This window comes from Caulobacter segnis, from assembly GCF_019931575.1.
In the GTDB taxonomy this organism is placed as follows: Bacteria; Pseudomonadota; Alphaproteobacteria; order Caulobacterales; family Caulobacteraceae; genus Caulobacter; species Caulobacter segnis_C.
In genome coordinates this window covers 3,714,987-3,734,487 of record NZ_CP082923.1, presented here as the reverse complement: position 1 = coordinate 3,734,487, position 19,501 = coordinate 3,714,987, and the positions used below count along the sequence as shown (strand labels likewise).

Annotated in this window: 21 protein-coding genes; 7 read left to right on the top strand and 14 right to left on the bottom strand. The window is 68.6% G+C overall.

Annotated elements, in window-relative coordinates; all coding sequences use genetic code 11:
* Positions 1–60: 60 nt before the first annotated feature.
* Positions 61–240, bottom strand: coding sequence for a hypothetical protein (locus K8940_RS17155; RefSeq protein ID WP_223391283.1), 180 nt, complete (start codon positions 238–240; stop codon positions 61–63).
* A gap of 73 nt (positions 241–313) precedes the next feature.
* Between K8940_RS17155 and K8940_RS17150 the strand changes: the two genes are divergently transcribed.
* Positions 314–1,282 carry a LysR substrate-binding domain-containing protein gene (locus K8940_RS17150; RefSeq protein ID WP_223391282.1) on the top strand — a complete coding sequence of 323 codons (969 nt, stop codon included), beginning with the start codon at positions 314–316 and terminating at the stop codon, positions 1,280–1,282.
* Between the two features lie 14 nt (positions 1,283–1,296).
* Positions 1,297–1,503 carry a DUF3126 family protein gene (locus tag K8940_RS17145; RefSeq protein ID WP_223391281.1) on the top strand — a complete coding sequence of 69 codons (207 nt, stop codon included), beginning with the start codon at positions 1,297–1,299 and terminating at the stop codon, positions 1,501–1,503.
* Positions 1,504–1,525: 22 nt separating this feature from the next.
* Here K8940_RS17145 and K8940_RS17140 read toward each other — a convergent pair whose 3' ends face one another.
* Positions 1,526–2,809, bottom strand: a complete 1,284-nt coding sequence (locus K8940_RS17140) for an MFS transporter (RefSeq protein WP_223391280.1) — start codon at positions 2,807–2,809, stop codon at positions 1,526–1,528.
* Between the two features lie 86 nt (positions 2,810–2,895).
* Between K8940_RS17140 and K8940_RS17135 the strand changes: the two genes are divergently transcribed.
* A complete protein-coding gene (locus K8940_RS17135; protein ID WP_223391279.1) occupies positions 2,896–3,504 on the top strand; it encodes a TetR/AcrR family transcriptional regulator in 609 nt (202 codons plus the stop codon).
* 6 nt (positions 3,505–3,510) lie between these two features.
* Here K8940_RS17135 and K8940_RS17130 read toward each other — a convergent pair whose 3' ends face one another.
* Positions 3,511–4,344, bottom strand: coding sequence for a hypothetical protein (locus K8940_RS17130; RefSeq protein ID WP_223391278.1), 834 nt, complete (start codon positions 4,342–4,344; stop codon positions 3,511–3,513).
* Positions 4,345–4,464: 120 nt separating this feature from the next.
* Here K8940_RS17130 and K8940_RS17125 point away from each other — a divergent pair, with 120 nt between their 5' ends.
* The gene (locus K8940_RS17125; RefSeq protein ID WP_223391277.1) at positions 4,465–5,154 is read left to right on the top strand and encodes a GNAT family N-acetyltransferase; all 690 of its coding nucleotides are present in this window, start codon (positions 4,465–4,467) and stop codon (positions 5,152–5,154) included.
* On the opposite strand, the gene K8940_RS17120 is transcribed toward K8940_RS17125, so the two are convergent.
* From K8940_RS17120 to K8940_RS17085, 8 genes are all read right to left on the bottom strand, one after another.
* Positions 5,148–5,795, bottom strand: a complete 648-nt coding sequence (locus K8940_RS17120; protein WP_223391276.1) for a glutathione S-transferase family protein — start codon at positions 5,793–5,795, stop codon at positions 5,148–5,150. The two genes, K8940_RS17125 and K8940_RS17120, sit on opposite strands and share 7 nt — an antisense overlap.
* A gap of 7 nt (positions 5,796–5,802) precedes the next feature.
* Complete coding sequence (locus K8940_RS17115; RefSeq protein ID WP_223391275.1) at positions 5,803–7,797, bottom strand: OPT family oligopeptide transporter; 1,995 nt, start codon at positions 7,795–7,797, stop codon at positions 5,803–5,805.
* Positions 7,798–7,887: 90 nt separating this feature from the next.
* Positions 7,888–8,331 carry a hypothetical protein gene (locus K8940_RS17110; RefSeq protein ID WP_223391274.1) on the bottom strand — a complete coding sequence of 148 codons (444 nt, stop codon included), beginning with the start codon at positions 8,329–8,331 and terminating at the stop codon, positions 7,888–7,890.
* A 118-nt stretch (positions 8,332–8,449) separates the two neighbouring features.
* Positions 8,450–8,950, bottom strand: coding sequence for a hypothetical protein (locus K8940_RS17105; protein WP_223391273.1), 501 nt, complete (start codon positions 8,948–8,950; stop codon positions 8,450–8,452).
* Positions 8,951–8,969: 19 nt separating this feature from the next.
* Positions 8,970–9,410 carry a hypothetical protein gene (locus tag K8940_RS17100; RefSeq protein ID WP_223391272.1) on the bottom strand — a complete coding sequence of 147 codons (441 nt, stop codon included), beginning with the start codon at positions 9,408–9,410 and terminating at the stop codon, positions 8,970–8,972.
* 36 nt (positions 9,411–9,446) lie between these two features.
* Positions 9,447–9,761, bottom strand: coding sequence for a hypothetical protein (locus tag K8940_RS17095; RefSeq protein WP_223391271.1), 315 nt, complete (start codon positions 9,759–9,761; stop codon positions 9,447–9,449).
* A 141-nt stretch (positions 9,762–9,902) separates the two neighbouring features.
* Positions 9,903–10,706, bottom strand: coding sequence for a PhoH family protein (locus tag K8940_RS17090; RefSeq protein ID WP_223391270.1), 804 nt, complete (start codon positions 10,704–10,706; stop codon positions 9,903–9,905).
* Positions 10,694–10,852 (bottom strand): hypothetical protein, encoded by a 159-nt coding sequence (locus K8940_RS17085; RefSeq protein ID WP_223395889.1) that lies wholly within the window; start codon positions 10,850–10,852, stop codon positions 10,694–10,696. The genes K8940_RS17090 and K8940_RS17085 overlap by 13 nt, the downstream gene beginning before the upstream one ends.
* 182 nt (positions 10,853–11,034) lie before the next feature.
* Between K8940_RS17085 and K8940_RS17080 the strand changes: the two genes are divergently transcribed.
* The 3 genes from K8940_RS17080 (at position 11,035) to K8940_RS17070 (ending at position 14,533) form a co-directional block, all read left to right on the top strand.
* Positions 11,035–11,568 (top strand): gamma carbonic anhydrase family protein, encoded by a 534-nt coding sequence (locus K8940_RS17080; protein WP_223391269.1) that lies wholly within the window; start codon positions 11,035–11,037, stop codon positions 11,566–11,568.
* A 324-nt stretch (positions 11,569–11,892) separates the two neighbouring features.
* Positions 11,893–13,560 (top strand): choline dehydrogenase, encoded by a 1,668-nt coding sequence (locus K8940_RS17075; protein WP_223391268.1) that lies wholly within the window; start codon positions 11,893–11,895, stop codon positions 13,558–13,560.
* 10 nt (positions 13,561–13,570) lie between these two features.
* Positions 13,571–14,533 carry an aldo/keto reductase gene (locus K8940_RS17070; protein ID WP_223391267.1) on the top strand — a complete coding sequence of 321 codons (963 nt, stop codon included), beginning with the start codon at positions 13,571–13,573 and terminating at the stop codon, positions 14,531–14,533.
* Between the two features lie 10 nt (positions 14,534–14,543).
* Here the strand turns inward: K8940_RS17070 and K8940_RS17065 are convergent, their stop codons facing one another.
* The 3 genes from K8940_RS17065 to K8940_RS17055 all read right to left on the bottom strand — a co-directional run bounded on the left by K8940_RS17065 (position 14,544) and on the right by K8940_RS17055 (position 19,382).
* Positions 14,544–15,089 carry a PAS domain-containing protein gene (locus K8940_RS17065; RefSeq protein WP_223391266.1) on the bottom strand — a complete coding sequence of 182 codons (546 nt, stop codon included), beginning with the start codon at positions 15,087–15,089 and terminating at the stop codon, positions 14,544–14,546.
* Between the two features lie 164 nt (positions 15,090–15,253).
* Complete coding sequence (locus K8940_RS17060; RefSeq protein ID WP_223391265.1) at positions 15,254–18,172, bottom strand: M16 family metallopeptidase; 2,919 nt, start codon at positions 18,170–18,172, stop codon at positions 15,254–15,256.
* 118 nt (positions 18,173–18,290) lie between these two features.
* A complete protein-coding gene (locus K8940_RS17055; RefSeq protein WP_223391264.1) occupies positions 18,291–19,382 on the bottom strand; it encodes a DUF2336 domain-containing protein in 1,092 nt (363 codons plus the stop codon).
* Positions 19,383–19,501: the final 119 nt, after the last annotated feature.

Here is a 19,501-nt window from a genome sequence, read left to right as displayed (position 1 = left end):
AGTGGGCGGACCTGGGCCCCGGCCGTGAGACGCCGCCGGGGCCCAAACCTTGTCTGGAGCCTAGCCTTCGTTCGGGGCGCAGGCGGGGACCGGGGTCTTGGCCTTCAGTGAGATCTGCTCCACATCCGGCGGTCGCCGAGCCGTGAGCCCGTAGATGACGGCGGTCCAGATCGCCATCAGGGCCAGCACCTGGGGCAAGGTGATCCTCTGGACATCGGGGCGAGGAGCGGGTGGCGACATGCGCGCGACTATCCCCTGGTTGCGCTCGCCTGGATAACGACTTATCGGTCGGCCTTCTGTGAGGTTTCTTCACATGGCCCGCCGGCAGCTGCCCTCCCTGAACGCCCTGCGCGCCTTCGAGGCGTTCGGCCGGCATGGGCGCATGACCCTGGCCGCCGACGAGCTGTGCGTGACCCACGGCGCGGTCAGCCGCCAGATTCGGCAACTGGAAGAGCATCTCGGCGTCGCCTTGACCGAGGGACCGCGCACGCGCCTGCGGATGACCGAGGCGGGGCTGAAGCTGGCCCAGGCGCTCTCGCCGGCTTTCGATCAGATCGAAGCGGCCGTGCCGCGCCCGGCGGAAGCGGGGCCACGGCCCCTGGTGGTCTCCTGCCTGCCAACCTTCGCCATGAAATGGCTGATCCCCCGCCTGCCGCGCTTCCTGGCGGCGCATCCGGACATCCCCGTGCGAGTGGCCGAGTCGAACGGCCCCTTCGACTTTCGCGATGACCAGATCGACCTGGCGATCCGGATGCGGCGTCCGGGCGAGGGAGACTACCCGGATTCCGCGGCCGAACCCTTCCTTCGCCACTACCACGGTCCGGTGATGGCGCCGGAGCTGGCGGCGACGGGCGTCATGGACTTCGAGAGCGTCTGCGCGGCGCCGCGTCTTCAGACCCGGACCTATCCGCAGAGCTGGAGCGACTGGATCCGGGACACCGACGCGGAGAGTCTACCGCCGGCCGCTCGCGAGCAGGAGTTCGACCACTTCTTCTACATGCTGGAAGCCGCCGCCGCGGGGCTGGGCGTGGCGGTCGCGCCGTGGGCCTTCGCCCAGCGCGATCTGGCCAGCGGACGCCTCGTCGCGCCGCTCGGTTTTGCGCTGGGCCAGACCTGGATCGTCGCCCTGACGCCGCGCGAGGGAGCCTCGCCGGAGGCTGCCCTGTTCCGCGACTGGCTGCTGGAAGAAGGAGCGTCCACACCTCTTCCGCCAGAAGCGCTTGCGCCTCCCGCCCCGGACGCTAGTTTCGCCCCGATAACGCGCTCCCGGGCGCTCAGCTGAGAAAGAGGCTCCCCGTGGACGCCACGACCGTCGCCAAGCTCGAAAAGCACCTGAAGCGCACCTTCGGCAACCCGCACATCGCCGTGAAGCCGCGTCCCAAGCAGAAGGACTCGGCCGAGGTCGAAGTGGCCGGCGAATTCATCGGCGTGGTCTTCCAGGACGAGGACGAGGACGGCTCGTTCATGTTCGAGATGGCCATCCTGGGCGAAGACCTGGACTAAGGTCTCCTGATCCCGCGCGGTCCTAGGCCATCGCCGGCCTGGGGACCGCGCGGCGGATCATCAGCGAGGCGACGCCGGCGATCAGACCCGCCGAGCCCGCGATGATGAAAGCCTCGACGTACTGGCCTTGCGTGGCGCGGATGACCCCCGCCCCGATGGCCGCCGTGGCCGCGCCCAGCTGGTGGCCGGCCGCGATCCAGCCGAACACGATGGGGCCGTCGCGATCCCCGAAGGCTTCCGTCGCCAGGCGCACGGTCGGCGGCACGGTGGCGATCCAGTCCAGCCCATAGAACACCGCGAACGCCGACAGGCTGATCACCGAGAAGTCCGAGAAGGGCAGGTAGATCAGCGAGAGCCCACGCAGCACGTAGTAGACGAACAAGAGCTTGCGGCTGTCGTAGCGGTCGGTCAGCCAGCCCGAGGCCGTGGTGCCGAAAAGGTCGAACAGGCCCATCAGCGCCAGCAGGCCGGCGGCCTTGACCTCGGGCATGCCCCGGTCGCCGCAGAAGGCGATCATGTGCACGCCCACGAGGCCGTTGGTGGTCAGGCCGCAGATGAAGAAGCCCAGGAACAGCAGCCAGAAGGTCCGGGTCTTCGCGGCCCGTCCCAGCGCCCCGAAGGCGTAGGCCAGGGCGTTGCCGGCGTTGATCGGGGCGGGGGCTTCGTAGTCGTCCGGCGCGCCGAACGGCTTGAGGCCGATGTCCGAGGGGCGCTCGGGGATCAGTAGCCACACCAGCGGCGCCAACGCCAGGCAGACGATCGAGACGGTGACCACCACCGGCTTCCAGCCGCCATGGTCGGCGATCAGGGCCATGCCGGGCAGGAAGATCAGCGAGCCGGTGGCGGTCGAGGCGGTCAGCAGGCCCAGCATCAGGCCGCGCCGGGCGACGAACCAGCGGTTCACCACCGTCGCGCCCAGCACCATCGCCACCGCGCCGCTGCCGAACCCGGCCAGCACGCCCCAGGTCGCCGCGTACTGCCAGGACTGCGTCATGAAGGCCGACAGACCGGTAGAGACCGACATCAGCAGCAGGGCCAGGGTCACGGTCCGGCGCAGGCCGAACGAATTCATCAACGCCGCCGCGAAGGGACCGGTCAGGCCGTACAGGAAGATGCCGATGGCGGCGGCCAGCGAGATCGAGGCGCGGTCCCAGCCGAAGGCCTTCTCCAGCGGCAGGATCAGCACGCCCGGCGCGGCGCGCAGGGCCGCGGCGGCCAGCAGGGCCAGGAAGATCGCGCCAGCGACCACGAAGGCGTAGTTCTGCCCGAACGGGCGGCGGCTCGTCTGGCGGCTGGCGGTCGTCATGCGGCCTCTCTATGTAACCGATCGGTACGGGGTTGATTGGCTACATACGTACCGGTAAGTAACATCGTCAAGCGTAAAGTCTGAAAATGTCCGAACGAACGCCGGAAGAAATTCTCAAGGGGCCCTACGGCCCGGGTCCTCGCGCCGCCGAACGCATCTTCGATACGGCGCGCGAGCTGTTCTATCGCGAGGGCATCCGCGCGGTGGGCGTCGACGAGATCGTCACCAAGGCGGGCGTGACCAAGCCCAGCCTCTATCGCAGCTACAAGTCCAAGGACGAGTTGGTCGCGGCGGTGCTGCGCGAGGTCGAGGTCGGCTTCTGGGATCGTTACGAGGCGGCCGAAGCCCTGCATCCGAATGATCCCAAGGCCCAGATGGTCGCCTATTTCCAAGGGCTGGCCGACCGTTCGGACGGTGACGACTATCGCGGCTGCAACCTCTCCAACGCGGTGGTCGAATATCCCGACCGCCAGCATGCCGGCCGCCAGGTGTCCCAGGCGCACAAGCAGCAACTTCGTGAGCGCCTGCACGCCAAGGCGGCGGAGATGGGCGCGAGCGACCCCAAGGCCATGGGAGACGCCATGATGCTGCTGATCGAGGGGATCTTCACCTCCAGCCAGATGTTCGACGGCGACGACAAGCCGGCCAAGGCGGCGGTCGGCGCGGTGAAGGCGTTGATCGCGGCGTACTGCTAGCGCCTGCTACCCGTGCCCAAAACCGCAGGACCGCGCGGCGTCGAAGACGGGGCCGACGATGTCGGTCATCCACCTGCCGGTGCTCTTGATCGTCGCGCCTTCGCCGTCGACCAGTAGGTCCAGTTCGTACCACCAGTTGGCGCCATGTGGCGTCGGCGGGATCAGTTCGGTCGGCTCCCCCACGGTCCAGAAGTTAACCGGCGCGTCGAGGCGCCTGGTCTCCATGTTCAGGATCGCCTTGGCGAGAGCGGGACAGTTGCGGGAATCGATCCGTTCGATCCGGCCCTGGGCGCGCAGCGCCTTCGCGGCCGAGGGATGATTGGCGAAGACACGAGCCTGATCGACCATCCACCAATCGCTGGTGGGTGGCAGGCCCTGAGCCTTCAGATAGGCGGCGGTGCTGGCGGGGGCGAAGGCTTGGCGCATCCAGGTCGTTAGTGGATTGTCGCCGAAGCCAGCCGGGACCGGTACGCGGGCCTCGCGCAGCACGAAGTGGCAGGCCGCCTGGTCGAAACCATAGGGTCTTGTGGGCGGGCAATAGGCCCTCAGGTCGCCGCTGGCGAACCGGCCCAGGTCGCCCGCGCCGCTGTATTTCAGCAAAGGTGCGCCGATGCGGGTCTCGCCCGGAAAGATGTCGGGCTCGGCCAGCATGGCGTCGGTGATCGCTCCCTTCTGGCCTTCGATCCAATATCGCCAGATCTGATAGAGTCCCCGCAGGTCATAGCCGTCGTAGAGCTGATCAAGTTCCGGTGGCGTCGGAACCGGGGGCTCAGGCGGCGCGGCGCTGACGCTGGTCCCGACACACAGGACCATAATGATCAGCAGGATCCTGGCTTTCACGAAGTCTTCCCGGCGCGGTGGTAATCGCCATGACCCTAGTCCGCGCGTTGGTGAATACCAACGCTTCTGGTTGAGTAGCGCGGGCTTGGCCGTTGCGATCCAAACGTGAAAGATCGGCCCATGAGCGCCCACATCCTCGACCGCCCCGTCTTCGCCACCCTGAACGGCCGCCAGGGCCATCTGGCCGTGCGCCGGGGCGGGGCGGTGCGGATGCATCCGGACTACGGCCTGTTCGCCGCGACCGTGGACGAGCGCCCCGAGAGCCTGGCCGCCTTGGGCGATCTGGTGCGAGAGCTCGGGACCGTGGGTCTGGTCGAGCTGGCCACGCCGCCTGCCCCGGCCGGAACCGAGATCGTGTCCAGCGCCCTGTGCCTGCAGATGGTCGCCGAGACTGTCGCCCCGGCTTGGGACGTCGCCTTCGACATGCTGCCGCTGGATGACGCCGACGCGGCCGAGATGCTGGCCCTGGCGACCCTGACCAAGCCCGGCCCGTTTTTCGCCCGCACCCACCAGTTGGGCGAATTCATCGGCGTGCGGGTCGGCGGCCAGCTGGTCGCCATGGCCGGCGAGCGGATGCGCCCCGACGGCTTCACCGAGGCCAGCGGCGTCTGCGTCCATCCCGACCATCGCGGCAAGGGCTACGCCGCCCGCCTGCTGCGCGAGGTGACGGCCAGGATCCTGGCGCGCGGCGAGCGGGCCTTCCTGCACAGCTACGCCGACAACGCCACGGCCATCGGTCTCTACGAGTCGCTGGGCTATCGGGGGCGGGCGGACGTGCGCTTCACGATCCTGAAGCCGGCCGATCAGTAGGCCAGCCGGCCCTTCATCTCGCCGAACGGGATCATGACCGCCTCGCGATAGGCTGGACGGTCCTGGAGGCGCGCGTACCAAGCCTCGACGTTTGGCGTCGTGGGCCGGTCGATCTCCAGCGCGAAGTAGCGATAGAGGTGCGTTCCGGCGGGAATGTCGGCCAGGCTCGGCGCGTCGCCGCCCAGGAACGGCCGGTCGGCCAGTATCTTGTCCAGCAGGGTGAAATGCCGGGCGCAGGCGGCGAGGGCGGCCTGGATGGCCGGCGTGTCGCGCCGCTCGAGCGGCGTGCGGTACCAGCCCCAGAAGACGCCAGTCAGGAAGTCGCGTTGGAGAGCGGTCTGGGCCCAGTCCATCCAGCCGTCGGCCCGAGCGCGATCGGCGGGTGATGATGGCCACCAGGCAGGGCCGCCGTGGCGGGCGGCCAGATAGCGGAGGATGGCGTGGGATTCCCAGACGACCACGCCGTCGTCGTCGATGACCGGGACCCGCCCGTGCGGGTTCATGGCCAGGAAGTCGGGATCGTCCAGTCCGCCATGGTCGCCGCCGGCGGGAATGTGCTGGTGGGAAAGCCCGAGCTCTCCCACCAGCCACAGCACCTTCTGGACGTTGAAGGAGGAGCGGCGACCCCAGACCTTCAACATCGGGGGCTTACGCCTCCAGCGCCTTCGCGCCGGCCTTGCGGGCCCAGCGGTAGAGGCCGACGACGACGACCGCCGCGGCGATCAGCGACAGGATCATGCCGACGTGCTCAGGCGGCGCGAAGGGCAGGGCCAGGGGCTCGCCCTTGTTGGTCGTGACGATCAGCAGGGCCAGGGCCACGTTGAACAGGCTCTCGCCGACGATGAAGCCCGAGGCGATCAGCACGCCCAGGCGCTTGGCCGGCTCGGCCGCGCGGTCCTTGGCGACGATCTTCTCGAACAGCCAGCCGGCCACGGCGCCGACCACGACCGGGGCCGTGACCGAGCTGGGCAGGTAGATGGCCAGGCCCACGCCCAGCGGCGGCAGGCTGTAGCGGTCGTTGCTGGTCTTGCGCAGGATGGTGTCGACCGCGACCAGGGCCAGGCCGATCAGGGCGCCGACGCCCAACAGGGTCCAGTTCAGGTCGCCGCCCAGCACGCCCTTGGCCAGGGTCGAGATCAGCGTGGCTTGCGGCGCGGCCAGGGGCTGGTCCGAGATGGCCTGCAGGTTCGGCGCGCCGGCGAAGCCGTTCGAGCGGTTCAAGAGTTCCAGCACGAACGGGATGACCACGGCGCCCGAGAGGACGCCGATCACCAGGCCGACCTGCTGCTTCCACGGGGTGGCGTCGACCAGCTGGCCGGTCTTGAGGTCCTGCAGGTTGTCGTTGGCGACCACGGCCACGGCCAGGACGCAGGTGGTGGCGTAGAGGGCGTAGGCGACCAGGGCCTTGGTGACGTCCGGTCCGACCACGCCGCGGCCGACCATGCCGACCATCAGCGAGGCGCCCAGCACGGTCAGGATGGCGATGCCAGAGACCGGGCTGTTCGACGAGCCGATCAGGCCCGCCATGTAACCGCAGACGGCGGCGGCCAGCAGGCCGGCGACGATCAGGTAGCCGATGCCGATGGCGACCAGCGGCGCGGTCAGGCTGACGATCGGGCCGCCGGCCAGAAAGTGGGCGAGGAACCAGCCGGCCGGGGCCATCAGGATCAGCGAGACGATGCCGACGATGCCGATCGGGATGTCCTGCTCGACGCGCGGGATATCGCCACTGCCGCTCTTGCGGGCCTTGGCGGCTTCCAGGGCCGACTTCAGGCCGGCGGTGATCGGGCCGACCAGCTTGGCCAGGGTCCAGATGGCGGCGGCGCCGATGACGCCCGCGCCCAGGAAGCGCACCTGGGTCTTCCAGACGGTCAGGGCGTGGGTGGCCGCGTCGGCGTCCGGCATCGGGGTGGCGAGGGTGAGGATCGGCACCAGGATGGCCCAGGCGATGAACAGGCCGGCGAACATGGCGACGCCGACCGTGATGCCCATCAGATGGCCCGCGCCCATCAGGGCCAGCGAACTGGAGGCGCCCAGACCCGAGGCGCCCGCGCCGGCCTTGAACTTGAAGTAGCCCGCGACCTCGGCGGCGAACAGCTTGGCGGCGGCCAGGGCGCCGAACAGCGCCGAGGCGATCGCGCCCATGCTGACGGCGGCCAGGCCGGCCTTGCCCTCGGCGGCGCCTTCGCGCGAGCCGGTGCCGACCTTCAGCACCTCGGCGGCGGCGACGCCTTCGGGGTAGGGGAGGTTCGAGTTGGTCACCAGGGCTCGGCGCAGTGGGATAGTGTACATGACGCCCAGGATGCCGCCGACGGCGCAGGCGCCGAAGGTGGGCAGGAACGGCACGTTCGACCACCAGCCGATCATCAACAGGCCCGGCAGCACGAAGATAACCGACGACAGCGTCCCGGCCGCCGAGGCGATCGTCTGGACGATGTTGTTTTCCTGGATGGTCGAGGTCTTGAACGCCCGCAACAGGGCCATCGAGATGACGGCGGCGGGGATCGAGGTGGCGAAGGTCAGGCCGACCTTGAGGCCCAGATAGACCTGGGCGGCGGTGAAGACGAGGGTGATGGCGACGCCTAGGAGAACCCCTCTGAGGGTCAATTCCGTGCGCGGCGCGGATAGGTCGGCCATGAACATGTCCAAAAAACTATAAAGGCGGCCGGACCTTGCACGTCCGACCGCCCCCAACTCAAGCAGGTTTTCGAAAACGCCGCTCGCCGGCCGCGACTAGCGGAAGGTTGGGGCGGGCAGGCCGCAGGCCTTGGCCACGTTTTCGGCCAGCAGGCCGTCGCCTTTGTCGACCACCAGCTGCAACGCTTCCGGGCAGTGGCCGCCATTGATCAGGACCGCCGCCTTTTTGGCCAGGGCGCGTTGGTCGGCCAGCCGGTTCATCGACATCGTCGCCATCGAGTCGCCGCGCATCGCCGTGGCGCCGGCCTTGTCGAGCGGGCCGCTGGAGAACATCTGGTCGGTCGAGTTGGGGGCGATGACGCCCTTTGGCGTCGTCGGAGAATGCGTGGCTTTCGATGGCTTCGCTGGCGCGCCGCCGGTGGATCCGCCACCCGTCGCGGCGTTCGTCGCGGGGGCGGCTGCTTGTGGCTGAGGGCTGGCTTCGGCTGGCGCGGCCTGGCCCAGGGCCAGGGCGGACAGCAAGGAGACGACGAAACTCATGATTTCCTCCCGATCGCGTGAATTCGCGCGCCGAAGTCACGATGCTGGACCATCCAGCGCGTCGGGTCACCGTTCTTTCGCCGAAAGCCGCTCCCGCCACGGCGGGGCTGGCTGTCAGTTAGAACGGCGGGCCCTTGGCGCGTTCCATCGGCACGGGCAGCTCGCACACCTGGGCGATCCGGACGGCCAGGTATCCATCACCTTCGTTGAAGGCCGCCTGCAACGCATCCGGACAACGGCCCGCGTTGATCAGATCCGCCGCTTTCTTGGCCCGGTAGCGCTGGGCCGTGATCTGCGAGGTGGCGGCGGCGGTCAGCGAATAGGTCGCCCAGTGGCTGCTGTGGTAGCGGGGGCCGTGCTCCGGCGAGAACATCTGGTCGATGGTCGTGGACCCGCCGATCGATGTCGCGCCGGGCGCCAGGTGCGGCGCGGCTTTGTAGGAGGGCGTGTAGACCGTCTTGGGCGGCTCCTTGGCCTTGGGCGTGACGACGACGCCCGAGACGGTCGAGTCGTTGGCGGGCGGCGCCGAGGTCGCGGCCGACTCCGTGACGGTGAGTGGAGTCTCTGGCGCCATGGCCTGCGCCATGGCCAGGGTCATCACGACGACAGCTAACGCCATGACGGCGTCTCCGAGAGGATCAGAACGGTGTGGTGCGATGGGCGACTGGCGCCGGCAGGTCGCAGACCTGGGCGATGCGGTAGGCGAGGTACTGGTCGCCCTCGTTGAAGACGGCCTGGAGCGCGTCCGGACAGCGCCCGGCGTTGATCAGTTCCGCCGCCTTCTTGGCGCGGTAGCGCTGGGCCGCGAGCGACGAGACCATGTACGGCCCCATCAAGGAGGTCTGGAATCTGGGATTGGCGAACAGGGCGTCCGCGCCGTTGGGCGCCGAGACCACCGATCCCGAGGACAGGTGCGGCGCGGCCTTGTAGGGTGCGGTGTAGACGGTCTTGGGCTTCTTCTGGGTCTGAGGGCTTTCCACCACGACGCCCGAGACCGCTGCGGGATCCTGCGTCGGCGCAGGCGCCGGCTGCCCACCCGTGGCGGCTGCTTGCAGCAACAAAGCGATCAGAAGGGACATCGAACGCGCTCCTTATCCGGAGGGGGCCTGGACGGATCAACTTTCGGCGGGCGATGCGCAGACCTCGGAAACCCGCTGGGCCATGGCGCTGTCGTTGCGCGCACGCACGAGTGAGGTCGCCTCACGGCAGCGACCTGCGTTGATTAGCTTGGCGGCCTTGCGGGCTAACTGCGTTCGTTCCGCGTTACGGCTGACCTGAGCGGCCACGATCATGCCGAAGCGGTCGGCCGGCTGGCCGATCATGTCGGCGTCGCGCTGGCTTGGGGACGGCGCGATGGACTGCGCCTGGACGGACGTCGCCAAGGCCGCGATCCCCAGAGTGACGGTGAGGGACAAGGTCAGCGCACGCATGAAGTTCCTCCAACTCTGTCTAGAGGTTGGGTTGATTAGGCGCACAACCTCAGGGCGCGGTCAATCATCCGAACCCGCAAAGAAGCGGCCCGCCGCGCGAACGCGCGACGGGCCGCCGGAAGCGCGTCTAGAAAGCGGCGCCTAGAGGACGCCCAGCATCTCGGCGACCAGCGGGTGGCGGACAATGTCGCGGTCGGCCAGGCGGACGACGGCGATGTTGGCGACCTCCTCGAACCGGGCGGCGACGTCGGCCAGGCCCGAGATGCCCGGCAGCAGGTCCGACTGGTTCGGATCGCCGGTGACGACCATGGTCGAGTGCCAGCCCAGGCGGGTCAGCAGCATCTTCAACTGCATGTAAGTGCAGTTCTGGGCCTCGTCGATCACCACGAAGGCGTTGTTGAGGGTGCGGCCGCGCATGAAGCCGACCGGGGCGATCTCGATGGCGCCCTCGGCCATCAGGGCCCGCATGCGCTTGACCGACAGGCGGTCGGTCAGGGCGTCGTAGAGCGGGCGCAGATAGGGGGCCAGCTTGTCCTCCATGTCGCCCGGCAGGTAGCCGATCGACTCCCCGGCCTCGACGGCGGGGCGCGAGAGGACGATGCGGCTGACGCGCCCGGCCTCGAGCGCCTCCACGGCCTTGGAGATGGCGATGTAGGTCTTGCCGGTGCCGGCCGGACCCAAGGCCATGACCAGGTTCTTCTCGTCGATGGCTTCCATCAACTGCGCCTGGCCTGGCGATTTGGGTTTTATCGTTTTGAGGTAGCTCTGATCGCGCTCTGGATTGTTCGGCGCCCCGTCATGCCCCAGCGGGTTCCAGCTGTTTCCCCGGTCGCGAACATCGATCGGCAGGCGACGCACCTTGGCGTCATCACCGTATTGGCCGGTCTCGTACGCGCCTTCGCGCGCCATCCGCTTCAGGGCTCGCTTAGTCATCAAAGCCTCCATACAGGCATGAAAAAAGGACGAGGCCGTGAGGCGTCGTCCTTGGCGGTGAGCTGGATTGCAACGAAGCCGCGTGCGCGGCGAGGCGGTTCGGGAGAGCTTCCGCCGAGGGAAGTTCCAGAAGGCGGTGCTGTACGCCGAAACGCCAAGAGCGACACCTCGTCTTCATCAGCGGGCAGGTCGATGGCGGTGGTCGCCCCCGACCCGATCACGAGAGAAAAATGATTCCCGCTTGAGGAATGTTCCCTCTCGAATCGCCTGACTACAATGGGTGAACATGGTTTCCGGGTCGTTAATCGGAAAATCGCGCCCAAGAAAACGAGGCATACGGATGACTGTCTATTCCCTGGGCGCCGTGGCGCCCACGCTTCCCGCGCAAGATGAATACTGGATAGCGCCCACGGCGAACGTGATAGGCAATGTGATTCTCAAGAAGAATGCCAGTATTTGGTGGGGCGCGGTGGCGCGCGGAGACAACGATCCGATCACCATCGGCGAGAATAGCAACGTCCAGGACGGCTCGGTGCTCCACACTGATCTTGGCGTTCCCCTGACGATCGGCGCAAACGTGACCATCGGTCACATGGTGATGCTGCACGGCTGCACGATCGGCGACGGCTCGCTGATCGGTATTGGGGCAGTGGTGCTGAATGGCGCGAAGATCGGGAAGAACTGCCTGATCGGCGCCGGGGCCCTGATCACCGAGGGCAAGGAGATCCCCGACAACGCGATGGTCATGGGCGCGCCGGGCAAGGTGGTGCGCGAGGTGTCCGAGCACCACACGATGATCCTGCAAGGCTCTGCCCTGCACTATGTCGAGAACTGGAAGCGCTACGTCCGCGACCTGAAGGTGATCGAGGGCTGAGCGTCCGACGCGCTGGGCGGTCGGGCGCCCCCTCTCGGGAGCGCCGCCCGCTGCTTGGGGGGATGCGAGGCGGCGCTCCCGCTCCTCGCGCGGGGCACATGCACGAGAAGGACTCGCCGGGAGGAGGCGTCCTGTCCGCGGCGAGACGATGCGGCCTGGCCGCATTCAATTTCGTCCATAGGTAGTATGTATCCCGTTTCGAGTTGAGTTGGAACGTAGAACTCGCGTTTTCCGGCGTGACGTCGCGCGAGCCTTGCGCGGGGCTCGAAGCCGGATCACTGTTCTCCTTAACAACGATAACCTTCGAGGGAGGGCGTCGGGGCCATGGCCAGCGAACGCTATGATTACGTCGTCATTGGCGCGGGATCCGCCGGCTGCGTGCTGGCCGCGCGTCTGACCGAGGATCCCAACATCAAGGTCCTGCTGCTGGAGGCCGGCGGCAAGAACACCTCGGTGCTGGTCAAGATGCCGGCGGGCGTCGGCCAGCTGATCAAGGACAAGGGCGACCAGAACTGGGGCTTCTGGACCGAGGCCGAACCCAATCTCGACAATCGCAAGCTGTGGTGGCCGCGCGGCAAGGGCCTGGGCGGGTCCTCGGCGATCAACGGCATGATCTACATCCGCGGCCACGCGCGTGACTACGACCAGTGGCGGCAGATGGGCCTGACCGGCTGGTCCTATGCCGAGGTGCTGCCGTACTTCAAGCGCTCGGAGCATCACCACGCCGGCGGCGACGCCTATCATGGCGACAAGGGTCCGCTGCACGTGTCGAAGGGCGAGAGCGACAGCCCCTTCTACGGCGCCCTGGTCGAGGCCGGCCGTCAGGCGGGCCACAAGACCACCAAGGACTTCAACGGCTTCCAGCAGGAGGGCTTCGGGCCCTACGACCTGACCATTCGTGATGGTCAGCGTTGGAGCGCGGCCATGGCCTATCTGTCCCAGGCCCTCTCGCGCCCGAACCTGACCTGCGTGACCGAGGCGCGCACGACGCGGATCCTGGTCGAGAAGCGCCGGGCCATCGGGGTCGAGTACGTCGTCGGCAAGGGCGGCGAGCGCAAGATCGCCCATGTGGACGCCGAGGTGCTGCTGAGCGCCGGCGCGGTGCAGTCGCCGCACATTCTCCAGCTCTCGGGCATCGGCGCGCCGGACGACCTGAAGGCCGCCGGCATCGCTGTCGTCCACGAGGCCAAGGGCGTCGGCGCCAACCTGCAGGACCACCTGGACGTCTGCGTTTCGTGGACAGCCAAGAACCTCAAGACCGCCTATTCGGCCAATAAGGGCCTGAACAAGCTGGGCGTCGGCCTCAACTACATGCTCTTCGGCAAGGGGCTGGGCCGGCAGCAGTTCCTGGAGAGCGGGGCGTTCCTCAAGTCGCGGCCCGACCTCGACCGGCCCGACCTGCAGATCCACGGCGTGCTGGCCATCATGCAGGACCACGGCAAGGTCGTGGTCGAGAAGGACGGCTTCACCCTGCACGTCTGTCAGCTGCGTCCCGAGAGCCGGGGCAAGGTCGGGCTTCGTTCGGCCGACCCGTTCGCGGATCCGACCATCCTGGCCAACTATCTGGCCACGGACGAGGACCGCCGCGCCATCCGCGAAGGCGTGCGCATCGCCCGCGAGACCGTGGCCCAGGCCGCCTTCGATCCCTATCGCGACGCCGAGTACGCGCCGGGGGCGGACGTTCGCACCGACGCCGAGCTGGACGCCTGGATCCGCGCCAAGGCCGAGACCATCTACCACCCGGTCGGCACCTGCCGCATGGGCGTGGCCGGCGATCCGCTGGCGGTGGTCGACGACCAACTAAAGGTGCAAGGCCTGCAGGGCCTGCGCGTCGTCGACGCCTCGGTCATGCCGACCCTGGTCGGCGGCAACACCAACGCCCCCACGATCATGATCGCCGAGCGGGCCTCGGACCTGATAAGGGGCAGGGCGACGCTGCCGGCGCTGGATGTCCCGGTGTTCGAGGACGGACGCGCGGTGGCCGCCGAATAGAGGAAGCCGCATGAAGTCTCGCCCGCTTGGCCGTTCCGGCCTCTCGACCGCGCCGCTGATCTTCGGCGGCAACGTGTTCGGCTGGACGGCGGACGAGGCGACCTCCCACAGGCTGCTGGACGCCTTCGTCGACGGCGGCTTCAACGCCGTCGACACGGCCGACGTCTATTCGGCCTGGGTTCCGGGGCACGAAGGCGGCGAGTCGGAGAGCGTGATCGGCCGCTGGCTCAAGGCGCCCGGTGGACGAAATGGCGGCAAGCGCGACAAGGTGCTGATCCTGACCAAGGTCGCCATGTGGCCCAGGCAGCCGGGCCTGTCGGCGGCCAATATCGAGGCGGCGGTCGAGGGCTCGCTGAAGCGGCTGCGGACCGACTACATCGACCTCTACCAGTCGCACCAGGACGACGCCGACACGCCGATCGACGAGACGCTGACGGCGTTCGACCGCCTGGTGAAGGCTGGCAAGGTGCGGGCGATCGGGGCGTCGAACTTCTCGCCCGAGCGGCTGAGGGCCAGCCTGGAGATGTCGAAGGTCAAGGATTCGGCGCGCTACGAGACGATCCAGCCGAAGTTCAACCTGATCGATCGCGAGCAGGTCGAGGGCGCGCTGGCGGATCTTACCCAAGCCGAGGGGCTGGGGATCATCCCGTTCTACGGCCTGGCCGCAGGTTTCCTGTCCGGCAAATACCGCACCGAGGCCGACTTCGAGGGCAAGGCGCGGGCGCGGACCATCCTGCGCGACTATTGGAACGACAGGGGTCTGGCGGTGCTGGCGGCGCTGGACGAGGCGGCCGAGGCTGTCGGCGCGTCGCAGGCCCAGGTCGCCCTGGCCTGGATCATGGCCCATCCGGCCATCACCGCGCCGCTGGCCAGCGCGACCTCGGTGGCCCAGTTGGACGAGCTGATGGGCGCGGCCCGGTTGGAGCTGCCCGCCGAGGTCTGGAAGGCGCTGGACGCCGCGGGGCGCGTCTAGCCTTCAAGCCTCAGGCGATCCGCCGACCGTCCAGGGTGGCCAGGCGCAGGCGCGGCTGGTCCTCGTTGCCTTCGCCCAGCGGCTTGATCTCGCGGACGCCCAGCTCGTAGGCCGGTCGGCCCATCAGGCGGTTGATCATGGCGGTCGGCTGGTAAAGGCCGAGGAAGCGGTCGGTTTCGCCCGAGGCGCCCTGCAGCGGCGCGAACAGCACCTCCATTCCCACCGAGGGCACACCGTGGGCGCGGATGTCGGCGGCGACCACCACCGGGGTGCGGCGCTTGCGGGCCACGTCCAGGGCGCTCTTCAGCTCCAGCCGGTGGGCCAGGGACCACAGCGACAGGGCGTCGTGGCCGCGCAGGTCACGCGCATGCAGGTCGGTGACGAAACCGCCGGCCAGACGGAACGGCAGCTTGCCGGCGTCGCGGCCCAGGATGAACACCTGGGGCAGGAGCTCCAGGAAGTCGCCGGGATCGACGTCCGCGCGGCGAGGCAGGGCGGACGCGCCCCGCTTGTCTCGCCAATAGTCTATCAGCCGTTCCGTGCTGGGATGGAACATCGTCGTCCCCTGGCGGGCTTTTCGCGACCGCTTTTTCGACCGCACGAAGCTTGCTGGGAGAAGCGGGCCAGAGGCTGGGCTGTCCCATTCCGACACACGGGGGAATGGGGCGGCCTGGAAACTTAAAAGGCCCTCCCGATCGGGAGGGCCTTTCTTTTATCGTCCTACTTGGCCGCCGCTTCTGGTTTCACCAGCAGGAGCCACGACTGGTCGTCGCCCAGATAGGTCCTGGCGGCCTTCTGGACATCGGCGGGGGTGACGCGGGACAGGCCTGCCAGCACCGAGCGGGTGGCGTCCAGCAGACGCGGATCGGTCTGGGCGCCCGACAGCGCGCCCAGCCAGTATTCATTGGTCACGCGGGCCTTCTCGATCTGGTCGATGCGCGGCTTTTTGGCCCGCTCCAGCTCGTCGTCGGTGATCGGCTTGTCGCGCAGGTCGGCGGCGATCTTGCGGATCGAGGCGACCACGCCGTCCAGCTTCTCGGGCGGCACTTCCATGCTGACGCCGAGGTAGCCCCAGTTCTTGAAGGTGACGCTGGCGGTCGACGAGGCGTTCGGCGAATAGGTCGCGCCCTGCTTTTCGCGCAATTCGTCGATCAGCCTCAGCTGCACGACCTGGCCCAGGATCGAGACATCGCGCGAGCGCTGCAGGTTCGAGAACAGGTCGTCGGTGCGCCAGACCATGAACAGGGCCGCCTGGTCGGCGCGACCCTTGTGGGTGCGCAGCACGGGCTGGGCCGCCGGGGCCGGGAACGGCGCCTTCTCGGCGCCGGGCAGGGCCGGGTCGCCCGGGCGGGCGGGCAGGGCGCCGAAGGTGTCGGCGACGGCGGCGATGGCCTTATCGACCGTGGTGTCGCCGACGATGACGACCTCCAGGTCGCCCTTGGCCAGCGGGTTGGCGACGGCGGTCTTCAGCTCGTCCAGCGACGCGCCGGCGATCTGTTCGCGCGAAGGGAAGGTCCAGCGTTGGTCGCCGTTGTGCATCAGCCCGCCCAGGTCGCGGTTCAGGACGCCGCCGGTCGTGCTCTGCAGCTGGTCGTGCACCGTGCCGTAGGCGGTCTTGATGCGGGTGAACGCCTCGGGACGCCAGCCCGGCTCCGTGGCGAAGGCGGCCAGCACCTGCAGCTCGGTCGACAGGTCCTCGGGACGCGTGCGGCCGCTCAGGACGAAGGCGTCGTCCTCGACGCCCAGGTTGGCGTTCCAGATCTTACCGGTCAGCACGCGCTCCATGTCCTGGGACGAGATCTGCTTGAGACCGCCCTCGACGAAGGCCGAGCCCGACCACAGCGGGCTTTGCTTGTCCGAAGGCAGGTCCAGCAGGCCGTGACCGGCGCGGACCTTCACCAGCACCTGGTCGTCCCGGAACTTGGTCGGCTTGACCGTCAGCTTCACGCCGTTCTCGAAGCGGATGAAGACGGCGTCCAGATCCGAGACGTCCTTCTGCTCGGCGACCTTGCCGCTCGGGCCGAAGCTGGAATACGGCCAGACGGTCACGCCCGGCGCGGCCGGCGGGGTGACGGGCTGGCTCTTGATCTCGTCATAGGCCTTCAGGATCGCCGGCTCGCCGCCCTCGACGGCGGTGGGCGCGGCGATGACCACCAGCGGGCCCGAGCCGGCGAAGGAGGTCTTCAGCACGGCGTTGACCCGATCGGCGGTCAGGCCCTTCACCAGCTGGTCGAAGAAGGCCAGGTTCTGGCTGGGCGAAGTGATCACCTCGCCGTCGCCCAGGGTGTCGACCAGCTGGTTGGCCAGCTGCGGCGTGCGCTGGGTGGCCTCGCCGGCCGCCGCGGCGACCAGACCGGCGCGCATGCTGGCGATCTCGCGGTCCAGCTCGTCCTGGCGCACGCCGAACTGGACGGCGCGACGCTGCTCGGCGTCCAGCGCGGCCAGGGCCTCGCGCCAGCGGGTGGGCTGGGCGGTGGCGGCGAAAGTGGCGATCCGCACCGCGCTATACTGATCGCCCTTGAAGGCGCCGCCGGCGATGAACGGCGGCTCGGCCGAGCGGCCGATGGCCTGCAGGCGGCGGTTCACGACGGCGAAGGCCAGGTTCTCCAGCGTGTCGCGCTCGTCGACGGCCTTGGTCTCCAACAGGCCGTCGGGCTTGCGGGTCCAGGTCATCTGCACCGACCAGGGGGCGCCGGCCTCGACGATCAGCTTGGCGGTCGGGCCGCGCTTGGCCACCGGGCCGACGTCGGGGTTTTTACCGTTGGCGCCCTTGCCGGCCCAATTGCCGAACTTGCCCTTGATCTTGGCTTCCATGGCGTCGACGTCGAAGTCGCCGACGGCCACCAGCACCGCCCGCTCCGGACGGTAATAGGCCTCGTAGAAGTCGCGGATGCGCTGGGCGGGGGCGGTCTTCAGCACGTCGGTCTTGCCGATCGGGATCCGCTTGGGCGGCAGCTGGCCTTCCATCTGGGCCGACAGGGTGGCGATGGCGACGCGATAGCCGGGCGTGTCCCGCGCGCGCTCTTCCGACAGCACCACGCCGCGCTCGCGATCGACGGCCTCGGGGGCGATGGTCAGCTCGCCGGCGGCCTCGCGCAGCAGCATCAGGGAGTCGTCGACCGTGGGATCGTCGGTCTTGGGCAGGTCCAGCTGATAAGAGGTCTCGTCGAAGCTGGTCTGGGCGTTGGTGTCGGCCCCGAACGCCAGGCCGTGGCGCTCCAGGATCTTGATCATCTCGCCTTCGGGCACGTTCTTGGAGCCGTTGAAGGCCATGTGCTCCAGGAAGTGGGCCAGGCCCTGCTGGTCATCGGCCTCCATCAGCGAGCCGGCGTCGAACCACAGGCGCAAGGACGCCTGGCCGGGCGGGGTGGCGTTCTTGCGGATGGCGTAGCGCATGCCGTTGGGCAGCACGCCGAAGCGCCAGGCCGGATCGGGCGCGATGTCCGAGATCTCCTGCGCCCACTGGCCCGGCTTCAGGTCGGCGGTCTTCGGGCCGGCCAGCGGCGGCGCCTCCGGAATCCTCGGCGCGGACGCTTCCTTGTTCAGCAGCGGCAGGGGCGGAGTCTTGGGAAGGTGCGAGCAGGCGGCGAGCGAGAGGCCGGCGGCGGCGACGAGCGCCAAGCGCGAAGCGCTGATCATCGAGAATCCAGGGCAGGAGAATTAGGAGGCGGCACCTTGGCCGTCCCGCATGGCGCACGCAAGGCGCGAGAGAGGCGGGTTTGCGCCTTATTCCCGCGAGAGTGGAACCTGGCGTGCTCTAGGCGGCGGCGACGTCGCCGGTCTGGCGGCGCAGGCGCCAGAAGCGGATAGTGCGCATGGCCGACTCGCGGGGCAGGACCGCGTAGAGTTCGCCATAGGTCTTGGCCTTGAGCATGACGTCGTCGGTCGGCTCGAGGATCAGCAGGGCGAAGGTCAGGAACAGCGAGCGGTCGAAGTTGGCCGCCTTGCAGATCACCGACAGGGCGTCCATCTCGCGCCGCTCCAGGATGCGGCGGGCGGTGTGGAAGTCGACCCCGGCCATGTCGGCCAGGGCCACCAGGAACAGGGTGGTCTTCTTGCCGCGCAGCATGTTGGCCAGCATCTGCGGCGAGACCTGCGACTTGGCGCGCAGGGCGCGGAACTCGGCCTCGGCCTCGGCGTGATCGGGCGGCAGGGCGCCGTCCTGGGTGGCCACGCGCTTGCGGCCGGCGGCCAGGGCGGCCTCCAGGGTGGCGGGATCGAGGCCGGTGTTCTTCTCCATGATCCGTTCGCGCAGGCGCGCCTCGACCACGAAATACATCTCGTTCAGCAAGTCGACAGGCAGGCTGTGACGATCGATCACTGCCTCGTGCAGCGCCGGGTTGGCGGCGGCGCGATCGACGACGGTCTCGTGCGCCGCACGCGACAGCACCGCGCCTTCGTTGCGCAGCAGGACGCCCAGGGTGTCGTCGTCGCCGCGCGCCACGATGGCGTCGGACACGACGCTGGACACGCTGGAGCGTTGCGAGATGGCGCGCAGGTGATCCTGGCCCTGGGTGCGGGCCACCTGCAGCAGGTCCTCGTCGGTCAGGGCCGTGGAGCCGCGCAGGATCGGTTCGGCCACGGCGATCGAGCCGAAGGCCAGGGTGCGGGAGACGCCGCGCGGAGCGGCGGGCGCCGCGCCCAGGCGCTGGGCCAACTCGACCTGCACGGCCTCTTCCATGTCGTCGGCCAGTTGGCTCAGGATCTGGTCGAACAGGGCCATCTCGACGGCGTTGCCGCTGTCGGCGGCGAACAGCATGTCGGTGACGCCGCGCAGCAGTTCGCGGCGCTTGGCGCTGGACGGCTCGTTGGCGAGCGCGATCAGGTCATGCAGACGCGATTGGCTCACGGACCGTCCCTGTCGGGTTTGGCGGACCAGACGTCGCGCGACCCTGGCGCGGCCTTGGCGCAAGCGAGGACGGCGATGAGGGCGACGCGGCGCATGGGGCGGTCCGGACGGAGTCTTCT